The 18030-nt window shown below is 73.5% G+C and carries 14 protein-coding genes; 8 read left to right on the top strand and 6 right to left on the bottom strand.

Annotated elements, in window-relative coordinates; genetic code table 11:
- Positions 1-513: 513 nt before the first annotated feature.
- From KBX37_RS28705 to KBX37_RS28675, 7 genes are read left to right on the top strand one after another with little or no spacing between them, the layout of a single operon-like run.
- Positions 514-1170 carry a TetR/AcrR family transcriptional regulator gene (locus KBX37_RS28705; RefSeq protein ID WP_154941337.1) on the top strand — a complete coding sequence of 219 codons (657 nt, stop codon included), beginning with the start codon at positions 514-516 and terminating at the stop codon, positions 1168-1170.
- A 39-nt stretch (positions 1171-1209) separates the two neighbouring features.
- Complete coding sequence (locus tag KBX37_RS28700) at positions 1210-2067, top strand: maleylpyruvate isomerase family mycothiol-dependent enzyme (RefSeq protein WP_210779016.1); 858 nt, start codon at positions 1210-1212, stop codon at positions 2065-2067.
- The gene (locus KBX37_RS28695; RefSeq protein WP_210779015.1) at positions 2064-3791 is read left to right on the top strand and encodes an acyclic terpene utilization AtuA family protein; all 1728 of its coding nucleotides are present in this window, start codon (positions 2064-2066) and stop codon (positions 3789-3791) included. The genes KBX37_RS28700 and KBX37_RS28695 overlap by 4 nt, the downstream gene beginning before the upstream one ends.
- Positions 3788-4984, top strand: coding sequence for an acyl-CoA dehydrogenase family protein (locus KBX37_RS28690; protein WP_210779014.1), 1197 nt, complete (start codon positions 3788-3790; stop codon positions 4982-4984). The genes KBX37_RS28695 and KBX37_RS28690 overlap by 4 nt, the downstream gene beginning before the upstream one ends.
- Positions 4981-6582 (top strand): acyl-CoA carboxylase subunit beta, encoded by a 1602-nt coding sequence (locus KBX37_RS28685; RefSeq protein ID WP_210779013.1) that lies wholly within the window; start codon positions 4981-4983, stop codon positions 6580-6582. The genes KBX37_RS28690 and KBX37_RS28685 overlap by 4 nt, the downstream gene beginning before the upstream one ends.
- Positions 6583-6593: 11 nt before the next feature.
- Positions 6594-8651, top strand: coding sequence for a biotin carboxylase N-terminal domain-containing protein (locus KBX37_RS28680; RefSeq protein ID WP_210779012.1), 2058 nt, complete (start codon positions 6594-6596; stop codon positions 8649-8651).
- Positions 8648-9838 (top strand): acyl-CoA dehydrogenase family protein, encoded by a 1191-nt coding sequence (locus tag KBX37_RS28675; protein WP_179802203.1) that lies wholly within the window; start codon positions 8648-8650, stop codon positions 9836-9838. Before KBX37_RS28680 ends, KBX37_RS28675 begins: the two co-directional genes overlap by 4 nt.
- A gap of 55 nt (positions 9839-9893) precedes the next feature.
- On the opposite strand, the gene KBX37_RS28670 is transcribed toward KBX37_RS28675, so the two are convergent.
- From KBX37_RS28670 to KBX37_RS28655, 4 genes are all read right to left on the bottom strand, one after another.
- Positions 9894-10364, bottom strand: coding sequence for a hypothetical protein (locus KBX37_RS28670; protein ID WP_210779011.1), 471 nt, complete (start codon positions 10362-10364; stop codon positions 9894-9896).
- An 855-nt stretch (positions 10365-11219) separates the two neighbouring features.
- Complete coding sequence (locus KBX37_RS28665) at positions 11220-12260, bottom strand: hypothetical protein (protein WP_210779010.1); 1041 nt, start codon at positions 12258-12260, stop codon at positions 11220-11222.
- A 73-nt stretch (positions 12261-12333) separates the two neighbouring features.
- On the bottom strand, positions 12334-13194 hold the full coding sequence (locus tag KBX37_RS28660) for a transporter substrate-binding domain-containing protein (RefSeq protein ID WP_247659193.1): 861 nt from the start codon (positions 13192-13194) through the stop codon (positions 12334-12336).
- 150 nt (positions 13195-13344) lie between these two features.
- Entirely contained in the window at positions 13345-15147 is a 1803-nt protein-coding gene (locus tag KBX37_RS28655) for an alpha/beta hydrolase (protein ID WP_210779009.1), read from the bottom strand.
- Between the two features lie 364 nt (positions 15148-15511).
- Here KBX37_RS28655 and KBX37_RS28650 point away from each other — a divergent pair, with 364 nt between their 5' ends.
- Positions 15512-15832 (top strand): hypothetical protein, encoded by a 321-nt coding sequence (locus KBX37_RS28650; RefSeq protein ID WP_210779008.1) that lies wholly within the window; start codon positions 15512-15514, stop codon positions 15830-15832.
- On the opposite strand, the gene KBX37_RS28645 is transcribed toward KBX37_RS28650, so the two are convergent.
- Complete coding sequence (locus KBX37_RS28645; RefSeq protein WP_210779007.1) at positions 15819-17339, bottom strand: serine/threonine-protein kinase; 1521 nt, start codon at positions 17337-17339, stop codon at positions 15819-15821. The two genes, KBX37_RS28650 and KBX37_RS28645, sit on opposite strands and share 14 nt — an antisense overlap.
- A 31-nt stretch (positions 17340-17370) precedes the next feature.
- Entirely contained in the window at positions 17371-17862 is a 492-nt protein-coding gene (locus tag KBX37_RS28640; RefSeq protein WP_247659192.1) for a hypothetical protein, read from the bottom strand.
- Positions 17863-18030 lie beyond the last annotated feature (168 nt).

Raw genomic sequence — 18030 nt, 5'->3', positions numbered from 1 at the left:
CCAGGACGGCATCGACCATTTCGAAGGGCACCTGCTGCGTCAACTCACCCAGATGACCCGGCGCGAACCGGCCGGCAGCCACCGCGATCGTCCGGGTAATGGCACACTGTTCCAACGGCGGGGCTCCTGGTCCAGAGGCTGTCTTGGAGTGACAAACCTCTATACCGAGACCCCGCCGCCCTCGTCCAACGACACGCCCCTTGACGAGCGCCCCAAACCCTTAACTGAGCGGCATTGCTGCTAGGGCTCGTCCCATTGCCCGGTTCACTGGCGGGTCCTTTCGAGCTGATGACGTAAACGGATCGCCCGCCGAGTCGTATGCGTCATCAGCTCCAAAGGACCGCAACACCACCACAAGGGCCGGGAAGAGGTCGTTCTCGCGGGCCGAGAACAAACCCGGGCGAGGCCGGAGCGGACCCAGGCGGGCGGGGCGGACCCGGGCGGGCGCGCGGGCCGGTGGAAGCAAAAAAAGTCAGGCTTGACTGTTTGTTTCGGGGGCGGCACGCTGTCCCCGTGTCCACCGCATCGACGCGCGTCCCTCAGCAGGAGCGCAGCCGCGCCACCCGGGCCCGGCTGCTGGAGGCGACCGTCGACTGCCTGGTGGAGTACGGCTGGTCCGGCACCACCACCACGGTGGTCGCGGCCCGGGCCGGCGTCTCGCGCGGCGCGCAGCTGCACCACTACCCGACCAGAGCGGCCCTGGTGACCGCCGCCGTCGCCCACCTCGCCGACCGGCGGGCGGCGGAGCTGCGCACCGAGGCGGAGGCCCTGCCGGCCGGGCCGCAGCGGCTCGACCGGGTGGTCGACCTGCTCGGCGTGGCCTTCACCGGGCCGCTCTTCGTCGCCGCGCTGGAGCTCTGGGTCGCCGCCCGCACCGACGCCGAGCTGCGCCGCGCCCTGGTGCCGCTGGAGGCCCGGGTCGGCCGGGAGATGCACCGGCTGACCGTGGCGCTGCTCGGCGTGGACGAGCGCCGCCCCGGCGTACGGGAGGCCGTGCAGGCCACCCTCGACCTGCTCCGCGGGCTGGGCGTGGCCAACCTGCTCAACGACGACTCGGCTCGCCGTACCGCCCTGCTGCACACCTGGAAACGCCAGCTCGCCGCCCTGCTCACGCCCGACGCCGGCCCACCGGAGCGCGCCACGCCGGGGCCCGAGCGCGACAGGCAGTGACCCGCCCGTCCTGACCGGCACACCCCGCCCGGAGGCACCATGGTCGACCTGACAGCACTGCTCGCGGATCTGGCCGCCGAGTCCGAGCAGCTCGACGCCCTCGTCGCGCCGCTGCCGCCGCAGGCGTGGGCGCGGCCCACCCAGGCTCCCGGGTGGACGGTCGGCCACCAGATCGCCCACCTCGCCTGGACCGACGAGATGGCCCGGCTCGCCGCCACCGACGTCGACGCCTTCTACGCCTCGGTCACCTCGGCGCCGGACGTCAGCCGGCTCGTCGACGACGGCGCGGAGCAGTTCCTGGCCCCGCCGGCCGAGCTGCTCGCCCGCTGGCGTGCCGGCCGGGCCGCGCTCATCGACGCCCTCACCGCCGTCCCCGCGGGAGACAAGCTGCCCTGGTACGGCACCCGGATGTCGCCCGCCTCGATGGCCACCGCCCGGATCATGGAGACCTGGGCGCACGGCGAGGACGTGGCCGACGCGCTGGGCGTCACCCGCGCCCCGACCGCCCGGCTGCGGCACGTCGCCCACCTCGGCTTCCGTACCCTCGGGCACGGCTTCGCCGCCCACGGCCGGGCGCTGCCGACGGCCCCGGTCCGGGTCGAACTGACCGCGCCGGCCAGCGCGAGCAGTGCGCTCGCGAGCCCCGCAGCCGCGAACGCGGACGGCTCGGCCGGCGAAATCTGGGCCTTCGGGCCGGCGGACGCGGCGGACCGGGTCACCGGCCCGGCGCTCGACTTCTGCCTGCTGGTCACCCAGCGCCGGCACCGCGCCGACCTCGCCCTGACCGCCACCGGCGCCACCGCCGACGAGTGGCTGGACGTGGCGCAGGCCTTCGCCGGGCCGCCCGGCGCCGGCCGGGAGCCGCGCGCGGCGAGCGGCGCCGGAGCCCCGGCATGAGCGCCCCGCTCCGGGTCGGCAACGCCTCCGGCTTCTACGGCGACCGCTCCACCGCCTGGCGGGAGATGCTCGACGGCGGCGAGCTGGACGTGCTCACCGGCGACTACCTGGCCGAGCTGACCATGCTGATCCTCGGCCGCGACCGGATGCGCGACCCCGCCCTGGGATACGCGAAGACGTTCCTCCGCCAGCTCGAGGGCTGCCTCGGCACCGCGCTGGACCGGGGCGTACGGATCGTGACCAATGCCGGCGGCCTGAACCCGGCCGGCCTGGCCGCCGCGATCGGCTCGCTCGCCGACCGGCTCGGTCTCACCGCCCGGATCGGGTACGTCGAGGGCGACGCCCTCACCCGTCCCGACGCGCTCACCGCGAACGCCTACCTCGGCGCGTTCGGCATCGCGGCCTGCCTCGACGCCGGGGCGGACGTGGTGGTCACCGGCCGGGTCACCGACGCCTCGCTGGCCGTCGGGCCGGCGATCGCCCGGTTCGGCTGGGGCCGGGACGACCTGGACGCGCTGGCCGGGGCGACCGTCGCCGGGCACCTGATCGAGTGCGGGGCGCAGGTCACCGGCGGCAACTTCAGCTTCTTCACCGAGCTGCCCGACGGCGGCCACCGGCCCGGTTTCCCGATCGCGGAGATCCACCCGGACGGTTCCTCCGTGCTCACCAAGCACCCGGGCACCGGCGGCGGGGTCACCGTCGAAACCGTCACCGCACAGCTGCTCTACGAGGTGGGCGGTCCGGCGTACCTGGGGCCGGACGTGGTGACCCGGCTGGACACGGTGCGGCTGCACCAGGCGGGGCCCGACCGGGTCCGCGTCTCCGGGGTCCAGGGCACGCCGCCGCCGGCCACCCTCAAGGTCGGCGTCAACAACCTCGGCGGGTTCCGCAACTCGATGACGTTCGTCCTCTGCGGACTGGACGTCCCCGCCAAGGCGGCCCTGGTACGAGGGCAGCTCGAGGAGGCGGTCGGCAAGGAGGGGCTGGAGTTCACGCTGGCCCGCACCGACCACCCGGACGCGGCCGACACCGAGTCGGCGAGCGCGCTGCTGCACGTACACCTGCGCGACGGTGACAGGGCGCGGGCCGGGCGGGCCTTCTCGGCGGCCGCGGTGGAGCTGGCCCTGGCCTCCTACCCCGGCTGCACGCTGACCACGCTGCCCGGCGACGCCACCCCGTACGGCGTCTTCACTGCCGACACCGTGCCGCAGGACGCCGTCGAGCACGTCGCGGTGCTGCCCGGCGGGGAGCGGGTGCCGATCCCGCCGCCGACCCGGACCGAGGCCGCCGCCGCGCACACCACGGTGGTCGTACCGGACACCGGCGGTGCGGCGGCCCGGTCCGAGGGCACCGGCCCGACCCGACGGGCGCCGCTGGGCGAACTGGTCGGGGCGCGCTCCGGCGACAAGGGCGGCGACGCCAACCTGGGCGTCTGGGCCCGCACCGACGCCACGTACGCCTGGCTGCGCGGCTGGCTCACCGTCGAGCGGCTGGCCGAACTGCTGCCGGAGACCGCCCCGCTGACCGTCGAGCGGTACGAGCTGCCCCACCTGCGGGCGGTCAACTTCGTGGTGCGGGGGCTGCTCGGGCAGGGCGTGGCCGCCTCCACACGGTTCGACCCGCAGGCCAAGGCGCTCGGGGAGCTGCTGCGCTGCCGGGTCGTCGATCTGCCCGCGGACCTGCCGGCGGGTCCACCGCAACGAGTCGGGGAGGCCGGCGCATGAGCATCGTGGACACTCCGGAACGGCGGCAGCTGCGCGAGCTGACCCGAGCCTTCGTCACCCGGGAGGTGCTGCCGCACCTGGCCGACTGGGAGCGGGCCGGCGAGGTGCCGCGCGAGCTGCACGCAACCGCCGCGAAGATCGGCCTGCTCGGCATCGGGTTCCCCGAGTCGGTCGGCGGCAGCGGCGGCGACCTGCTCGACTCGATCGTCGTCACCGAGGAGATCATTCGCTCCGGCGGCTCGTCGGGCCTGATCGCGGCGCTCTTCACGCACGGCATCGCGCTGCCGCACATGGTCGCCGCCGCCGGCGGCCAGAGCGGTGGCCTGCTCCGCGGCCGGCTCGGGGGCGGCCAGGTCCGTGGCGACGACGACCTGGTCGACCGGTACGTCCGACCCACCCTGGCCGGGACGATGATCGGCGCGCTGGCGATCACCGAGCCGGACGGCGGTTCGGACGTCGCCGCGATCCGCACCACCGCCCGCCGGGACGGCGACCACTACGTGGTGAACGGCTCGAAGACCTACATCACCAGCGGGGTCCGGGCCGACTTCGTGACCACCGCGGTCTGCACCGACTTCCCGGGCAGCGGCGAGCTCAGCCTGCTGGTCATCGACAAGGGCACGCCCGGCTTCACCGTCGGGCGCCGGCTGGAGAAGCTGGGCTGGCACTGCTCGGACACCGCCGAGCTGTCCTTCGTCGACGTCCGGGTGCCGGTGACCAACCGGATCGGCGAGGAGAACACCGGCTTCCTGGCGATCATGCAGCACTTCGCCGCCGAGCGGCTCTCGCTGGCCACCCAGGCGTACGCGACCGCGCAGCGCTGCGTGGAGCTGGCCACCCGCTGGTGCCGGGACCGGGCCACCTTCGGCCGCCCGCTGGCCAGCCGGCAGTTGGTCCGGCACCGGCTCGCCGAGATGCACACCCGCGCCGAGGCGGCCCGGGCGTACGTGCACGAGGTGGCCGCCCGGGTCGCGGCCGGCGAGCCGGTGGTGACCGAGGTGGCGATGGCGAAGAACGTCGCGGTGGCCGCCTGCGACCAGGTGGTCGACCAGGCGCTGCAGCTGCACGGCGGCTTCGGCTACCTGCGCGACGCCGAGGTGGAGCGGCACTACCGGGACGCCCGGATCCTCGGCATCGGCGGCGGCACCACCGAGATCATGAACGAGATCATCGCGAAGGGCATGGGCCTGTGAGCACACTGGACAGCACGCTCGACCCCGCCTCGCCGACCTACCGGGCCAACCGGGAGGCGCTGCTGGAACGCCTCGCCGAGCTGGACGCCACGCTGGACCGGGCCCGGGCCGGCGGCGGTGAGAAGTACGTGACCCGGCACCACGCGCGCGGCAAGCTGCTCCCCCGGGAGCGGATCGAGCTGCTGCTCGACCCGGACAGCCCGTTCCTGGAGCTGTCCCCGGTCGCGGCGTACGGCACCGACTTCCCGGTCGGGGCGAGCGTGGTGACCGGCATCGGCGTGGTCGAGGGCGTGGAGTGCCTGGTCGTCGCCAACGACCCGACGGTACGCGGCGGCGCGGTGAACCCGTGGTCGCTGGCGAAGACCCGGCGGGCCGGCGAGATCGCGCTGGCCAACCGGCTGCCGATGGTCAACCTGGTCGAGTCGGCGGGGGCGGACCTGCCCACCCAGGCGGAGATCTTCATCCCGGGCGGCCGGGTGTTCCGCGACCTGACCCGGCTCTCCGCGGCGAAGATCCCCACGGTCAGCGTGGTCTTCGGCAACGCCACCGCCGGCGGCGCGTACGTGCCCGGGATGTCCGACCACGTCATCATGATCCGGGACCGTTCGCAGGTGTACCTGGCCGGCCCGCCGCTGGTGAAGATGGCCACCGGCGAGGTCACCGATGACGAGTCGCTGGGCGGGGCGGCGATGCACGCCTCGACGTCCGGGCTGGCCGACTTCCTGGCCTCCGACGAGCGGGACGGCATCCGGCTGGCCCGGCAGTGCGTGCGCCGGCTCAACTGGCGCAAGCAGGGCCCGTCGCCGCGCAACCCCGTCCCCCAGCCTCCCAAGTACGACCCGGAGGAGTTGCTCGGCATCGCCAGCGCCGACCTCAAGGTGCCCTTCGACCCCCGCGAGGTGCTGGCCCGGGTCCTCGACGGCAGCGAGTTCGACGAGTTCAAACCGGCCTACGGCACGGCGCTGGTCACCGGCTGGGGCGAGCTGCACGGGTACCCGGTCGGGGTGCTGGCCAACGCCCGGGGCGTGCTGTTCAGCGCGGAGGCGCAGAAGGCGGCCCAGTTCATCCAGCTCGCCAACGCCGCCGACACCCCGCTGGTCTTCCTGCAGAACACCACCGGCTACATGGTCGGCACCGAGTACGAGCAGCGCGGCATCATCAAGCACGGCGCGTTGATGATCAACGCGGTCTCGAACTCGACCGTGCCGCACCTGACGGTCAACCTGGGCGCCTCCTACGGCGCCGGCAACTACGGCATGTGCGGCCGGGCGTACGAGCCGCGGTTCCTGTTCACCTGGCCGAACGCCAAGTCGGCGGTGATGGGGCCGGCGCAGCTCGCCGGGGTGCTCTCCATCGTCGCCCGGCAGGCCGCCGCCGCCCGGGGGCGCGACTACGACGAGGAGTCCGACGCGGCGATGCGGATGATGGTCGAGCAGCAGATCGAGTCCCAGTCCGGCGCGCTCTTCCTCTCCGGCCGGCTCTACGACGACGGGGTGATCGACCCCCGGGACACCCGAACCGTCCTCGGGCTCTGCCTGTCGGCGATCCACAACGGACCGGTGAAGGGCGCCGACGGTTTCGGCGTCTTCCGGATGTGAGGGGCGGACCTTTGATCAACCGACTCTTGGTGGCCAACCGGGGCGAGATCGCCCGCCGGGTCTTCGCCACCTGCCGGGCGCTCGGCGTCGAGACGGTCGCCGTGCACTCGGACGCTGACGCCGACGCGCCGTTCGTGGCCGAGGCCGACCACGCGGTCCGGCTGCCGGGGAACACGCCGGCCGAGACGTACCTGCGGATCGAGAAGATCCTGGACGCGGCCCGGAGGACCGGCGCGGACGCCGTCCACCCGGGCTACGGTTTCCTCGCCGAGAACGCCGAGTTCGCCGCGGCGGTGACCGACGCGGGGCTGACCTGGGTCGGCCCGCCGGCCAAGGCGATGGCCGCGATGGGCGACAAGATGGAGGCGAAGGCGCTGCTCGCCGAGGCGGGCGTGCCGATGCTGCCGACCTGGACCGACCCCGACCAGATCACCGACTTCCCGGTGCTGGTCAAGGCGTCCGCCGGCGGCGGCGGACGGGGCATGCGCGTGGTCCGCGACGCCGCCGACCTCGCCGAGGCCGTCGCCTCCGCGCGCCGCGAGGCGACCGCCGCGTTCGGCGACGGCACGGTCTTCGTCGAGCGGTACGTGGAGCGCGGCCGGCACGTCGAGGTGCAGATCTTCGGCGACACCCACGGCACCGTGGTCGCCCTCGGCGAGCGGGACTGCTCGATCCAGCGCCGGCACCAGAAGATCGTCGAAGAGGCCCCGGCCGTCGTCGGGCCGCGGGTGCGGCAACGGCTGCACGAGGCGGCGGTCGCCGCCGGCCGGGCCGTCGACTACGTCGGCGCGGGCACGGTGGAGTTCCTGCTCGCCCCGACCGGCGAGTTCTTCTTCCTGGAGATGAACACCCGGCTCCAGGTGGAACACCCGGTCACCGAGGCGGTCACCGGCCTGGACCTGGTCCGGCTGCAACTGCTGGTCGCCGAGGGCGAGCCGCTGCCGGTGGCGGCGACCCCGCCGACCGACGGCCACGCGATCGAGGTACGCCTCTGCGCGGAGGACCCGGCCCAGGGCTTCCGTCCCGCGACCGGCACCCTGCACCGGTTCGCCGTCCCGGGGGTGGCCGGGGCGTTCGCCCCGACGAAGGGGCTGCGACTGGACTCGGGCGTGACGGACGGCTCGACGGTGGGCGTGCACTACGACTCGATGCTGGCCAAGCTGGTCGCCTGGGCGCCGACCCGGGCGGAGGCGGTCCGGGCGCTGGCGGGTGCGCTGGCCCGGGCCGAGTTCCACGGCGTCGCCACCAACCGGGACCTGCTGGTCCGGGTACTGCGCAGCGCCGAGTTCGCGGCGGCCGAGGCGGACACCGGCTTCCTGGACCGGCACCCCGAGGTCTTCGCCCCGCTGCTCCCCGCCGACCGGTCGCCGCTGGCGGCGCTGGCCGCCGCGCTCGCCTCGGCCGCCGCCCGCCGCGCCGAGGCGGGGGTGCTCGCCGGGCTCCCCTCCGGCTGGCGGAACGTGCCGGCGTTCCCGCAGGTCACCCACTACGCCGGGCCGGACGGCGGCGAGATCGAGGTGCGCTACCGGCTGGACCGCACCGGCGCGCTGGCGCAGTGGCACACCGACCCGGGCCTGACCTCGGCCGACGGGCCGTCGGCGGGGCCCGGGGCAGGGGCGGGGACCGACCCGGCCGGAGCGGATGCCGACCGGTCCGGGCAGCCGCCGACGGTGGCGCTGGTGCAGGCGAGGCCGGACCGGGTCGTGCTCGACGTGGACGGCGTGCGCCGGGCGTTCCGCGTACACCGGGTGGGGTCGGCGGTCTTCGTGGACGGCCCGGACGGGGCGACGAGCCTGACCGAGCTGCCCCGGTTCCCGCTGCCCACCACGGAGCTGGCGGCCGGGTCGCTGCTGGCGCCGCTGCCCGGCGCGGTGAGCCGGGTGCACGTGGCGATCGGTCAGCGGGTCGCCGCCGGCGACCTGCTGCTGACCCTGGAAGCGATGAAGCTCGAACACCCCGTGCTCGCCCCGACCGACGGCGTGGTCGCCGAACTGCCGGTGCCGGCCGGCGGCCAGGTCGACACCGGCGCCGTGCTGGCCGTGGTCAACTCCGAGGAGGACCCGCGATGAACTTCGACCTCACCCCCGAGCAGGACCAGCTCCGCGACGCCGTCCGCGCGCTGGGCCGCAGGTACGGTCACTCCTATTTCGTAGCGAAGGCGAAGTCGGGGGAACACACCACCGAGCTGTGGAGCGAGGCCGGCCGGCTCGGCTACCTCGGCGTCAACATCCCCACCGAGTACGGCGGCGGGGGCGGCGGCATCACCGAACTGGCCCTCGTCTGCGAGGAGCTGGCGGCGGCCGGCTGCCCGCTGCTGCTACTGGTGGTCTCCCCGGCCATCGCCGCCACGGTGATCAACAAGCACGGCACCGACGAGCAGCGCAAGCGCCACCTGCCCGGCCTGGCCGACGGCACCCAGAAGATCGTCTTCGCGATCACCGAGCCGGAGGCCGGCTCGAACTTCCACCGGCTCGGCACGGTGGCCCGCCGCGACGGCGACGACTGGCTGCTCTCCGGCCGCAAGTGCTACATCTCCGGGGTCGACGAGGCGCAGTACGTCCTCGTCGTGGCCCGTGTCGCCGTCGGAGACGGCCAAGGCGGCTCAGGGGATGCGTCTCCTCAAAAGCTCAAGCCGGCGCTGTTCATCGTGCCGACCGACGCGCCGGGGCTGACCCGCTCCAAACTGGACATGGAGATCCTCTCCCCGGAGAACCAGTTCCTGCTCTACCTCGACGACGTGCGGCTGCCCGCCGACGCGTTGGTCGGCGAGTCCCTGGACGCCGGGCTGCCGGCGCTGTTCGCCGGGCTCAACCCGGAGCGGATCACCGTCGCCGCGATGGGCGCCGGCACCGGCCGGTACGCGATCGAGCGGGCCAGCGAGTACACCGCCACCCGCAAGGTCTGGGGCGGGCGGAGCATCGGCTCGCACCAGGGCGTGGCGCACCCCCTCGCGCACGCGGCGGTGCAGGTGGAACTGGCCCGACTGATGATCCACAAGGCGGCCACCCTGTACGACGCCGGCCGCGACCTGGAGGCCGGCATCTCCGGCAACATGGCCAAGTACGCCGCCGGCGAGGCCGCCGCGCTTGCCGTGGACACCGCCGTGCAGGCCCTCGGCGGGGCCGGCATGACCACCGAGTACGGCGTGGCCACCCTGCTCGGCGCGGTACGCGCCGGCCGGATCGCCCCGGTCAGCCGGGAGATGATCCTCAACTTCGTCGCCCAGCACGTCCTCGGCCAGGACAAGTCCTACTGAGCCCGCCCGACTCCCGGGCCGGGCCCGCTGACCACGATCCCCCCGGCCCGGGCGGTCAGGCGCGGCGGAGGCCGAGGTCGGTGGTCCAGCCGTCGTAGCGGTAGAGCCGACCCAGGTGGTCCGGAAGGACGTCCAGGGCCTGCGGCAGGGTCAGGCCGGTGGAGACGTGCCGGTGCAGTACGTGTGAGCCCTCGCCACGCCGGCCCATCGGCACGTCCAGGTGCGCCTCGATCATCGACTCCACCCGGCACGCCTCGGCGGACGGCTCCAGGCGCACCCTGAGGTACAGCTCGTTGGTGCGCACCTCCGCCGCCTCGAAGACCATTCGCAACTCCTGGCACACCTCGAACCGGGCCGGTTCGTCGCCCCAGCCGACGTCCAGGCGGCCGTAGCACAGGACTTCGCCGGGCCAGTCGTACCCGAGCCAGATGCCGTCGACGACGAACCGCTCCAGGTCCCGGCGGCAGGTCCGCATCGCCGTCAGCAGCGCCATGACGGCCTGCTCGGCGGAGAGTGGATCAGTCATCGTGGCGAGACCGTACCGGAAAGGGTGACCGGACCGACACCGTGATCCGACGACTCCCCACTGTCACGATCAGTGGTGACAGACCACAGGGGAGGGTGTCATGGACAGAAGAGCCGTACTCAGGGGGCTCGCGGGCGCGGCGGTGGCCGCTCCGGCCGCCGGGCTGCTCGGTGCCGCGCCAGCCGAGGCCGCGACCCACTATGTGATGGCGACCGAGCAGGCCAGCGGTCGGATCCTCAGGTTCAACCCGGCCGCCTGGAGCAGCGGCACGGTGCTGTGGAAGGCGCCGAGCACCACCGGTACGTGGAAGAACCTCTCCGACGTCAAGCGGCGGGGCACCGCGAAGTGGGGCAACGTCATGCTGGTGACGTCCTCCGGGGTGGGCGACTACCTGGGCCGGGCCGCGATGATCGACGAGAGCGCGATCAGCTCCTCGCGTACCGGGGGGATTGTCTGGCAGGCCGCCGTGGACGGCAACCCGCACTCGATCGAGCGGATCGAGGGCAAGGGGGCGATCGTGGTGGCCACCTCCAAGGGGCCAACCGGCTCGGCCAGCGGTGGCGGCCTGCACCTGTTCGTGCCGTCGACCAACGGCGGCAAGCCGGGCACCCGGGCCGTCAAGTTCTACGGCTTTCCCGGCGCGCACGGGGTCATCTACAACCAGAACGGCTTCGTCATCGCCGTGGGCACCGGCGAGGTGCGCCCCTACGGGATCACCGGCAACGGGTCCAGCACCCGGTTGTCGTACCGGACGAAGCTGACCTTCAGCGACGGCGCGGGGCGGGCGAAGGTCGGGCACGACATCCTGCCCGACCACGACGGCAGCGGCTACTTCTTCACCTCGCCCGGGCCGGCTCAGCGCACGGCGCGGCAGGCGGCGTCGATACGGTGCACCGGGCGCACCCGCCGGCCGGTCCCCTCCAGCAGCGAGTCCTCGACGTGGAAGTCGCGGATGCGCAGCCGGTGCCGGGGCAGTTCCTCCTCGCTGGGGCAGAGCACCTGGGCGCGCACCTGGTCCACCGGCACGTAGCGGACGCCGCCGCGCTCCTGAAGCAGCACCACGTTCACGTCGTCCACGGTCACCACGTGCCCGCGGACGTCCTCGGTGCCGCCGGGTGTCGACTCCACGGTGGTGACGGTCAGCGGCAGCACCGGCGTGCTGATCACCGGCAGCGCGGCCCAGACCAGCATGGCGAGCACGGCCGCCTCGGTCAGCGACGCCAGTGGCCGGATCACCGCCGCCGGCAGCGGACCGGTGACGCCGAGCGCGAGCAGCGGCGGCGCGACGAGCAGCAGCAGGGCCAGCAGTTCCCCCTGCCGCCAGGCGTCCCGCAGGGTCGGCGCGAGCAGCCAGGCGTACCCGACGAACAGGGCGGCGAGCAGCAGCAGCCGGGGTGCGACCTGCTCGTGCAGCCGGGCCGGGGTGAGCTGGAAGGCGGCGACGAACGCCGGGATCAGCAGCGGCAGGTAGAGCAACTGCCAGGTGACCAGGGCGAGCAGGAAGCTGGCGACCACGAACCAGGCCGGGGTGATGTCCACCCAGCGGGCGAAGAGCGGCCGGCGGAAGCTGGCGGGCATCCGCTCCACGCTCACCCGGAGCACCGCGCCGAGCGCGAAGACCGCGACCAGGCCCGTGGAGAGCAGGCGGGCGGCCGTGGTGAGGAAGCCGGCCAGCAGGTTCACCGGGCCGACGTTCGCCACCAGGAGCAGGGTGGTCTGGAGTTCGCCGCCGGCCTCGACGCCGAGCCGGAGCACGGAGAAGATCGCCGGCACGCCGACCACGGCCGTCCAGAACGACTGGCTGGCCCGGGCCCGCCGCTCGGCCGGGTCGCTGCCCTCCCGCGCCGGCCCGGCGGGGCCCACGTCACGCTGGGCGGGCACCGCCGGGGCGCTCACCGCCGGGGCGCCTTGTCGTCGAAGTCGACCAGCTTGGGTACGTCCAGCGGCTGCGGCTGCGACTTCGGCGCCTTCATCCAGGGCCCAGCGTCCGGTTGTACGCGGTCAGCCAGGGACTGCTGATCCCGCTGCGCCCCTGCTGGTAGCTCTTGTCGAGGAAGAAGGCGACCAGGTCGCGCAGGGCCGGATCACCGATCGGCACCCCGATGCCGAGCGTCTCGCTGGTGCCGAACGGCATGTCGACGATCTCGAACTCGGTCGGGTACTGGGAGAGGAAGCCGGCGAGGATGGTCTCGTCGGAGCTGACCGCGTCGTACCGCCCCTCGCGGATGCCGTTGACGCAGTCGCCGACCCGCTTCACGACCAGCGCCTTGACCTGGTGTTTCTCCAGCTCGGCCTCGGTGGTGGAGCCGCCACTGGTGCAGATCTTGTACGCCGGGTCGCGGAGGTCCTCGATGGTGCGGATCTTGTCCTTCAACCGGTTCGGGACCATCACCTCCTGGGTGGTGACGAAGTACGGCCCGGCGAAGCCGACCTGCTTCTTGCGCTCCTCGGTGATCGAGAAGCTGGAGACCACCAGGTCGACCACATCTCCCTGCAGGGCCGGAATGCGGTCCTCGGTGGCCAGCGAGACGAAGTCGATCCGCTGGTCGCCCTCGTAGCCCAGCGAGGCGGCGATGTACCGGGCGATCTCGACGTCGAAGCCGACGTAGCTGCCGTTGCGCAGCTCGCCCATCAGTGGCTCGGTGGCCGCCACCCCGATCCTGATCTTCGGCTGGCCGTCGATGTGCGACTCGCGCAACTTGTCCAGCACCGAAGGGAGCGGCGGATCCTGCCGGTTGTTGCAACCGGCCGCGGCGGCCAGCGTCAGGGTCAGCGCCACGGCCAGCGTGGTCGCGACCGAGCGGAACCTCGGGGAGGAGCTGTCGTTCATCGGGCTACCTCGCTGACGGACACGGCCTGCGGGACACCGACAGTAGCGGTTTCCGTCCACTTCGGTGGTCATCGGAACGGCGTGGAAAGTGACCGGGGTACGACAGGCGGCCCGAGCGCCCGCCGTACCCCGGCGTCCTTCAGCGCACCGTCAGCGCACCGTCAGCGTGCCCACGGCGGGCCGCGGCGCGACGACCGGCGGCAGCCGCTTCGGCTCGCCCCGGGCCGGCTCGCCCTCGGCGGCCAGCGCGCTCTTCGGCGCGGCGGCCCGCGACGTCTCCGGCGCGGCCGGCACCTCGACGAAGGGCTGCACGTCACCGGTGCAGAGGGTGCCCTTCTTCGGCAACGTGCCCTCGAGCAGGTAGGCGTCGACGGCGCCGGTCACGCAGGCGGACGTCCCATAGGCGGTGTGCCCCCAGCTGTCGCTGCTGAGCAGCCGGCTGTTCGGCAGCAGCTTCGCCGAGCTGACCGCCGCGTCGTAGTTGGTGGCCGGGTCCCAGTAGTTGCCGACCACCAGCACCGGGGCGCTGGTCTTCCGGTTGAACGGACCGGTGTAGGCGTCCTCGTCGCGCACCGTCCAGGTGTCCCGGGCGCACGGCGCGGCGCTCCAGCCCCAGGCCCGCCCGAAGTACGGGGCCCGCTTGTCCTCCTTGGCCGTCAGCGCCGGCCAGGCACCCGCGTCCTTCGGGTGGTACGCGTCGGTGCAGTCGACACCGAGGAACGTCTCCAGCCCGTTGTTGTACGGGAAGTCGTACCGGCGCTGCTGCCGGGCCTGCTCGGCGCGCTTGGCGACGGCCGTGCGGGCCTGCGCCAGGCGGGCCGCGGTGGCCGATCCCGGATCGGTGAGCACCAGCAGGTCGGCGGTGATCGAGGCGATGTCGGCGTAGCCGTACGGGCTGTAGAGGGAGCTGAGGCTGGCGCCGACGAAGTCGGCGTAGCTGACGGTGAACGACCCCCCGTCCGGGTCCTCGATCACCACCGGCTTCTTGCGCAGCCGATGCGCCACCAGCTCGTACGAGGCGACCGGGTCGCCGGCCGCCAGGGAGCACTTCTCCTCGCCGGCCTTGTCGCAGCGGAGCAGGATCTCGCGCAGCGCCTGGTACGCGCCGTCGGCGCTGCGCAGCCGGGTCTCCTGGAGCTCGCTGCGGGCCTTGCCCTGGCCGACCCAGGCGTTCGGGTCGAGCATCCCGTCGACGGCCAGCGCCCGGAACCGGTCCGGGAACATGTTGGCGTAGTACTGGCCGAGCGCGGTGCCGTAGCTGAAGCCGAGGTAACTGAGCTTCCTGTCGCCGACCGCCCGGCGCAGCACCTCCATGTCCCGGGCGACCTCGGCGGTGGACATCGCCCCGGTCAGCGGCTTGCCGGTGGTGGAGCAGGCCCGACCGACCGCCTTCGACGAGGCGATGTACGCCTTCTCCTCCGCCTTCGTCCACGGGAACGCCACGTTCAGCCCGGCGTACGCCCTGGTCTGGTCCTTGACCGACGGGAAGCACTTGACGTTGTCACTGGCGGCGATGCCGCGCGGGTCGACGCCGACGATGTCGAAGCGGTCCAGCAGTTCGTCGGAGAGGAAGTACGGCGCGGCGAGCGCGATGTCGGTGCCGGAGCCGCCGGGGCCGCCCGGGTTGAGGAAGAGGCTGCCGATCCGGCTCTGCTGGTCGCGGGCCTTGACCCGGAGCAGCGCGATCTCGGTGGTGGCCCCCTTGGGCTGGTCGTAGTCCAGCGGCAACCGGGTGGTCGCGCACTCGGCGTAGCCGTAGCAGGCGTACCAGTCGAGCTTGGGCGTGGGCACGCGGTCGACCCGCCGGGCCTCGGCGGGACTGGTGCGGTCCGATGTGGTGGGTCGACCCCAGCCGGTGATTGCGGGCGACGCGGTTGCGGGCGCGATCGCCGATCCGGCGAGGAAGAGGCCGGCGATTCCTGCCGCGGCCAGGGACCGGGAAGTACGTGGCATGTGCTGCCTTCCGGTGGAGGACAGGGACTGCCGAGGTGACCCTCGACCTCCGTCACCCTAGGGGCGGCAGACAACGATCGCGCCCCGGCGAAACACCACCAAAGGGACCGATTGTCCAAACGATGTAACGAAATTTTCATTGTCGACGCTGTTTGGCATCCTTCCGCCACTCAGGAGCCGACCTCCTCGAACCAGTCCGGTTCCGGCCCGGAGCAGTGCGACGACGATCCGGGACGTCCGGCGCATCGGCGTTCCTTCCTCGGACGAAGTGATCGGACCATCGCACCGGGTGGCCGGCGGATCCGCCGCCGCGACCCACCGGTGCGCGGATTGACAGCGCGCCCCACCCGGAGATGCTTGTCGGGTGGGACGAATCCTCAGGCCGGACCCGCGCGCGGTGGCGGCGGTCGCGTCGCTCGCCGCCGTCGCGGTGCTGGTGACCCTGCTCGTGCGGCACCCCGCCAACATCCTGACGGTGGGGCTGGCGCTGCTCTGCGTGCTGCTGGCCACGGTCGCCGGCACCGCCGTGGCCGCCCTGCGCGAGCAGCCCTCGACGACGGGCGTCACCCCGCCGGGGCCGCCGGACGCCGGCCCCCCGGTGCTCGACGCGGACACCCTCGACGCCCTGGACAGCGCGGCCGTCCGCGCGAAACTGGAGGAGCTGGACGAGCTCAGGGACCGATGAGGGTGGGTGAGGCGAGCGCGTCCACGCCCTTGCCGGCCAGGCAGCGGTACGTCCGGCCGGTGTCCGTGCCGCTCGGCGGCAGGACCTCCAGGTTCCAGCCGGTGGGATAGGCCAGCCCGCTGGTGAGCCGGAAGGTCCGCGCGTTGCAGACCCGGCGGACGGCCGGGTCCGCGCTGATCGCGGCGTGCCCCGCGCCGACCAGCGTGGGAGGCAGCTCACCCTCCACATAGGTTTCCCAGGTGTGCCGGCCGTCGCAGGACACCTGCGGTGCCACGGCCCGGTCGCCGCGCAACCGCACCGGGCCGAAGCACTCCAGCCCCGACGCGCAGTGCGCCCCGGGGGGCAGCGTCAGGGTGGACGAGCCGGCGACGCAGCCCGGCAGCGAGCCCCACGCGGCCGGCGAGGCGGATTCGGTGGCGGTCGGCGTCGGCGTGGGGGCGGCCACGGACGCGGCGTTGCCGGCGACCCAGGCACCGGCGCTCGCCGAGGCGGCCAGGGCGAGGACCGCGGCGCCGCCGAGGAACCACCGCCGCCGCCGGCGTCGCCCGTGCGGCACGGTCGGGTGGGCGTCCTCGGGCACCGGCCGCGGCGGGCCGGACCGGTCCACCGTGTACGGCCCGGAGGGGCCCCCGGAGATCGGCGCTCCGCTCACCGGCGCCCCGCTGACCGGGGACGGGACCGCGCCGAGCGGCAGGGCGGTGAGCAGGTCCCGCAGCTCCAGCGCGGAGGGACGCGCGCCCGGGTCGTTGGACATCCCGGCGCGCAGCACGTCGACCAGTTCGGTCGGCACCCCGGGCAGCTCGGGGATGGGCTGGTTGAACATCTCCAGCACGGTGACCAGGCTCGGGTTCCGCTCCGACTGCCAGCGCGGCGGGCGGCCGTGCATCACCGCGTAGAGGGTGGCGCAGAGCGCGTACACGTCGACGGCCGGCGAGGGCGGGCTGTGGCTGAACATCTCCGGCGGGGCGTACGCCGGGGTGAGCACCTCCAGGGTGACCGAGGCGTCGCGCACCTCGGCCAGCACCGCCAGCCCGAAGTCGGCCAGCACCGCCGGGTTGAAGTGCGAGTGCAGGATGTTGGCCGGCTTGACGTCGCGGTGCAGCACCCCGGCCGCGTGGGAGTGGGCCAGCGCGTCGGCGATCTTGATGCCGAGGTCGCGGGTCTCCGCCGGGCCGAGCGGCGAGGTCCGCATCCGCTCGGCGTACGAGCCGTCGCAGAGCTCCATGATCAGGTAAGGGTGCTGGTCGACGGTGACCCCGACGTCGAAGAGGTCCACCACGTGCGGATGGGACGACATCTTCCCGGCGGCGCGCGCCTCCCGGAGGAACCGGGCCTGGTCCCGCTCGCTGTCCAGCGTGCGGTTCTCCACCTTGACGGCGACCTCGCGCCCCACCGAGATCTGGGTGGCCCGGTAGACGGTCGCGTAGCCACCCCGGGCGAACACCCGCAGATCGGTCAGACCGGGCACGATGGGCAGCCGGAGGGCGCCGGGCGGGGTCTCGGTCACAGCTCTGAAAATACCCGTCCCGCCGGAGCGCTCAGCGGACCGTACCGGCGGCCGGTGCGGGACCGGCGCTCTCACCGGCACCCGGCCCGACGCCGTCCGGGCCATCGACGGATGTCGGCGCGGCCGCCCGGCGGGCGTCCCAGCGCAGGCCGACGGCGGTGGCGACCGCCCCCAGCCCCTCCCATGCAGCGACGCCGAGGAAGCGGTCCGGCGCGACGTCGGCCAGCACGATCAGGGTGAAGACGGTGAAGGTGACCAGCCGGAAGACGACCGTGAACCGGTAGAAGGCCCGCCACTCGGTGGCGACCGCCAGCAGGTAGTAGACGCCCATGTTGAACGAGGCCATCGAGGAGGCGGTGAGGAACGTGCCGGTGTAGTCGCCGGCCGCCCGCCGCGCGGGCACCTCGAAGCCGAGCATCCGCAACTGCGCCTCGGGCCAGACCAACCCGAGCGCGCCGAGCAGGAGCGCCAGCACGCCGAAGACCGCGATCGTCCAGCCGGCGCCGGAACGCGGCAGCCTCATCTGTCCTCCCCACCCCCAGGGCGCGGCCGGGTGACCGACCGCGTGGAAGGACACGCTAACCGCCCCCACCGACGCGCACATCCCCGAAACCGCCAGACCTCCCTCCCTCCCCTCACCCCACCCCCTTCGCGCGCACTTTCAGAGAAAGAGTGGCTATCCGCAGTGGAA

The sequence above is a fragment of the Micromonospora sp. U56 genome (genome assembly GCF_018070095.1).
GTDB lineage: Bacteria > Actinomycetota > Actinomycetes > Mycobacteriales > Micromonosporaceae > Micromonospora > Micromonospora purpureochromogenes.
The sequence above is the reverse complement of the archived record's forward strand: the minus strand, read 5'-3'. Positions and strand labels throughout refer to the sequence as shown.

Coding starts and splice junctions, on each gene's coding strand:
- KBX37_RS28675 (WP_179802203.1), top strand. CDS start 8,648: ATGAACTTCGACCTCACCCCCGAGCAGGACCAGCTCCGCGACGCCGTC.
- KBX37_RS28660 (WP_247659193.1), bottom strand. CDS start 13,194: ATGAACGACAGCTCCTCCCCGAGGTTCCGCTCGGTCGCGACCACGCTG.
- KBX37_RS28670 (WP_210779011.1), bottom strand. CDS start 10,364: ATGACTGATCCACTCTCCGCCGAGCAGGCCGTCATGGCGCTGCTGACG.
- KBX37_RS28690 (WP_210779014.1), top strand. CDS start 3,788: ATGAGCATCGTGGACACTCCGGAACGGCGGCAGCTGCGCGAGCTGACC.
- KBX37_RS28695 (WP_210779015.1), top strand. CDS start 2,064: ATGAGCGCCCCGCTCCGGGTCGGCAACGCCTCCGGCTTCTACGGCGAC.
- KBX37_RS28700 (WP_210779016.1), top strand. CDS start 1,210: ATGGTCGACCTGACAGCACTGCTCGCGGATCTGGCCGCCGAGTCCGAG.
- KBX37_RS28640 (WP_247659192.1), bottom strand. CDS start 17,862: ATGAGGCTGCCGCGTTCCGGCGCCGGCTGGACGATCGCGGTCTTCGGC.
- KBX37_RS28655 (WP_210779009.1), bottom strand. CDS start 15,147: ATGCCACGTACTTCCCGGTCCCTGGCCGCGGCAGGAATCGCCGGCCTC.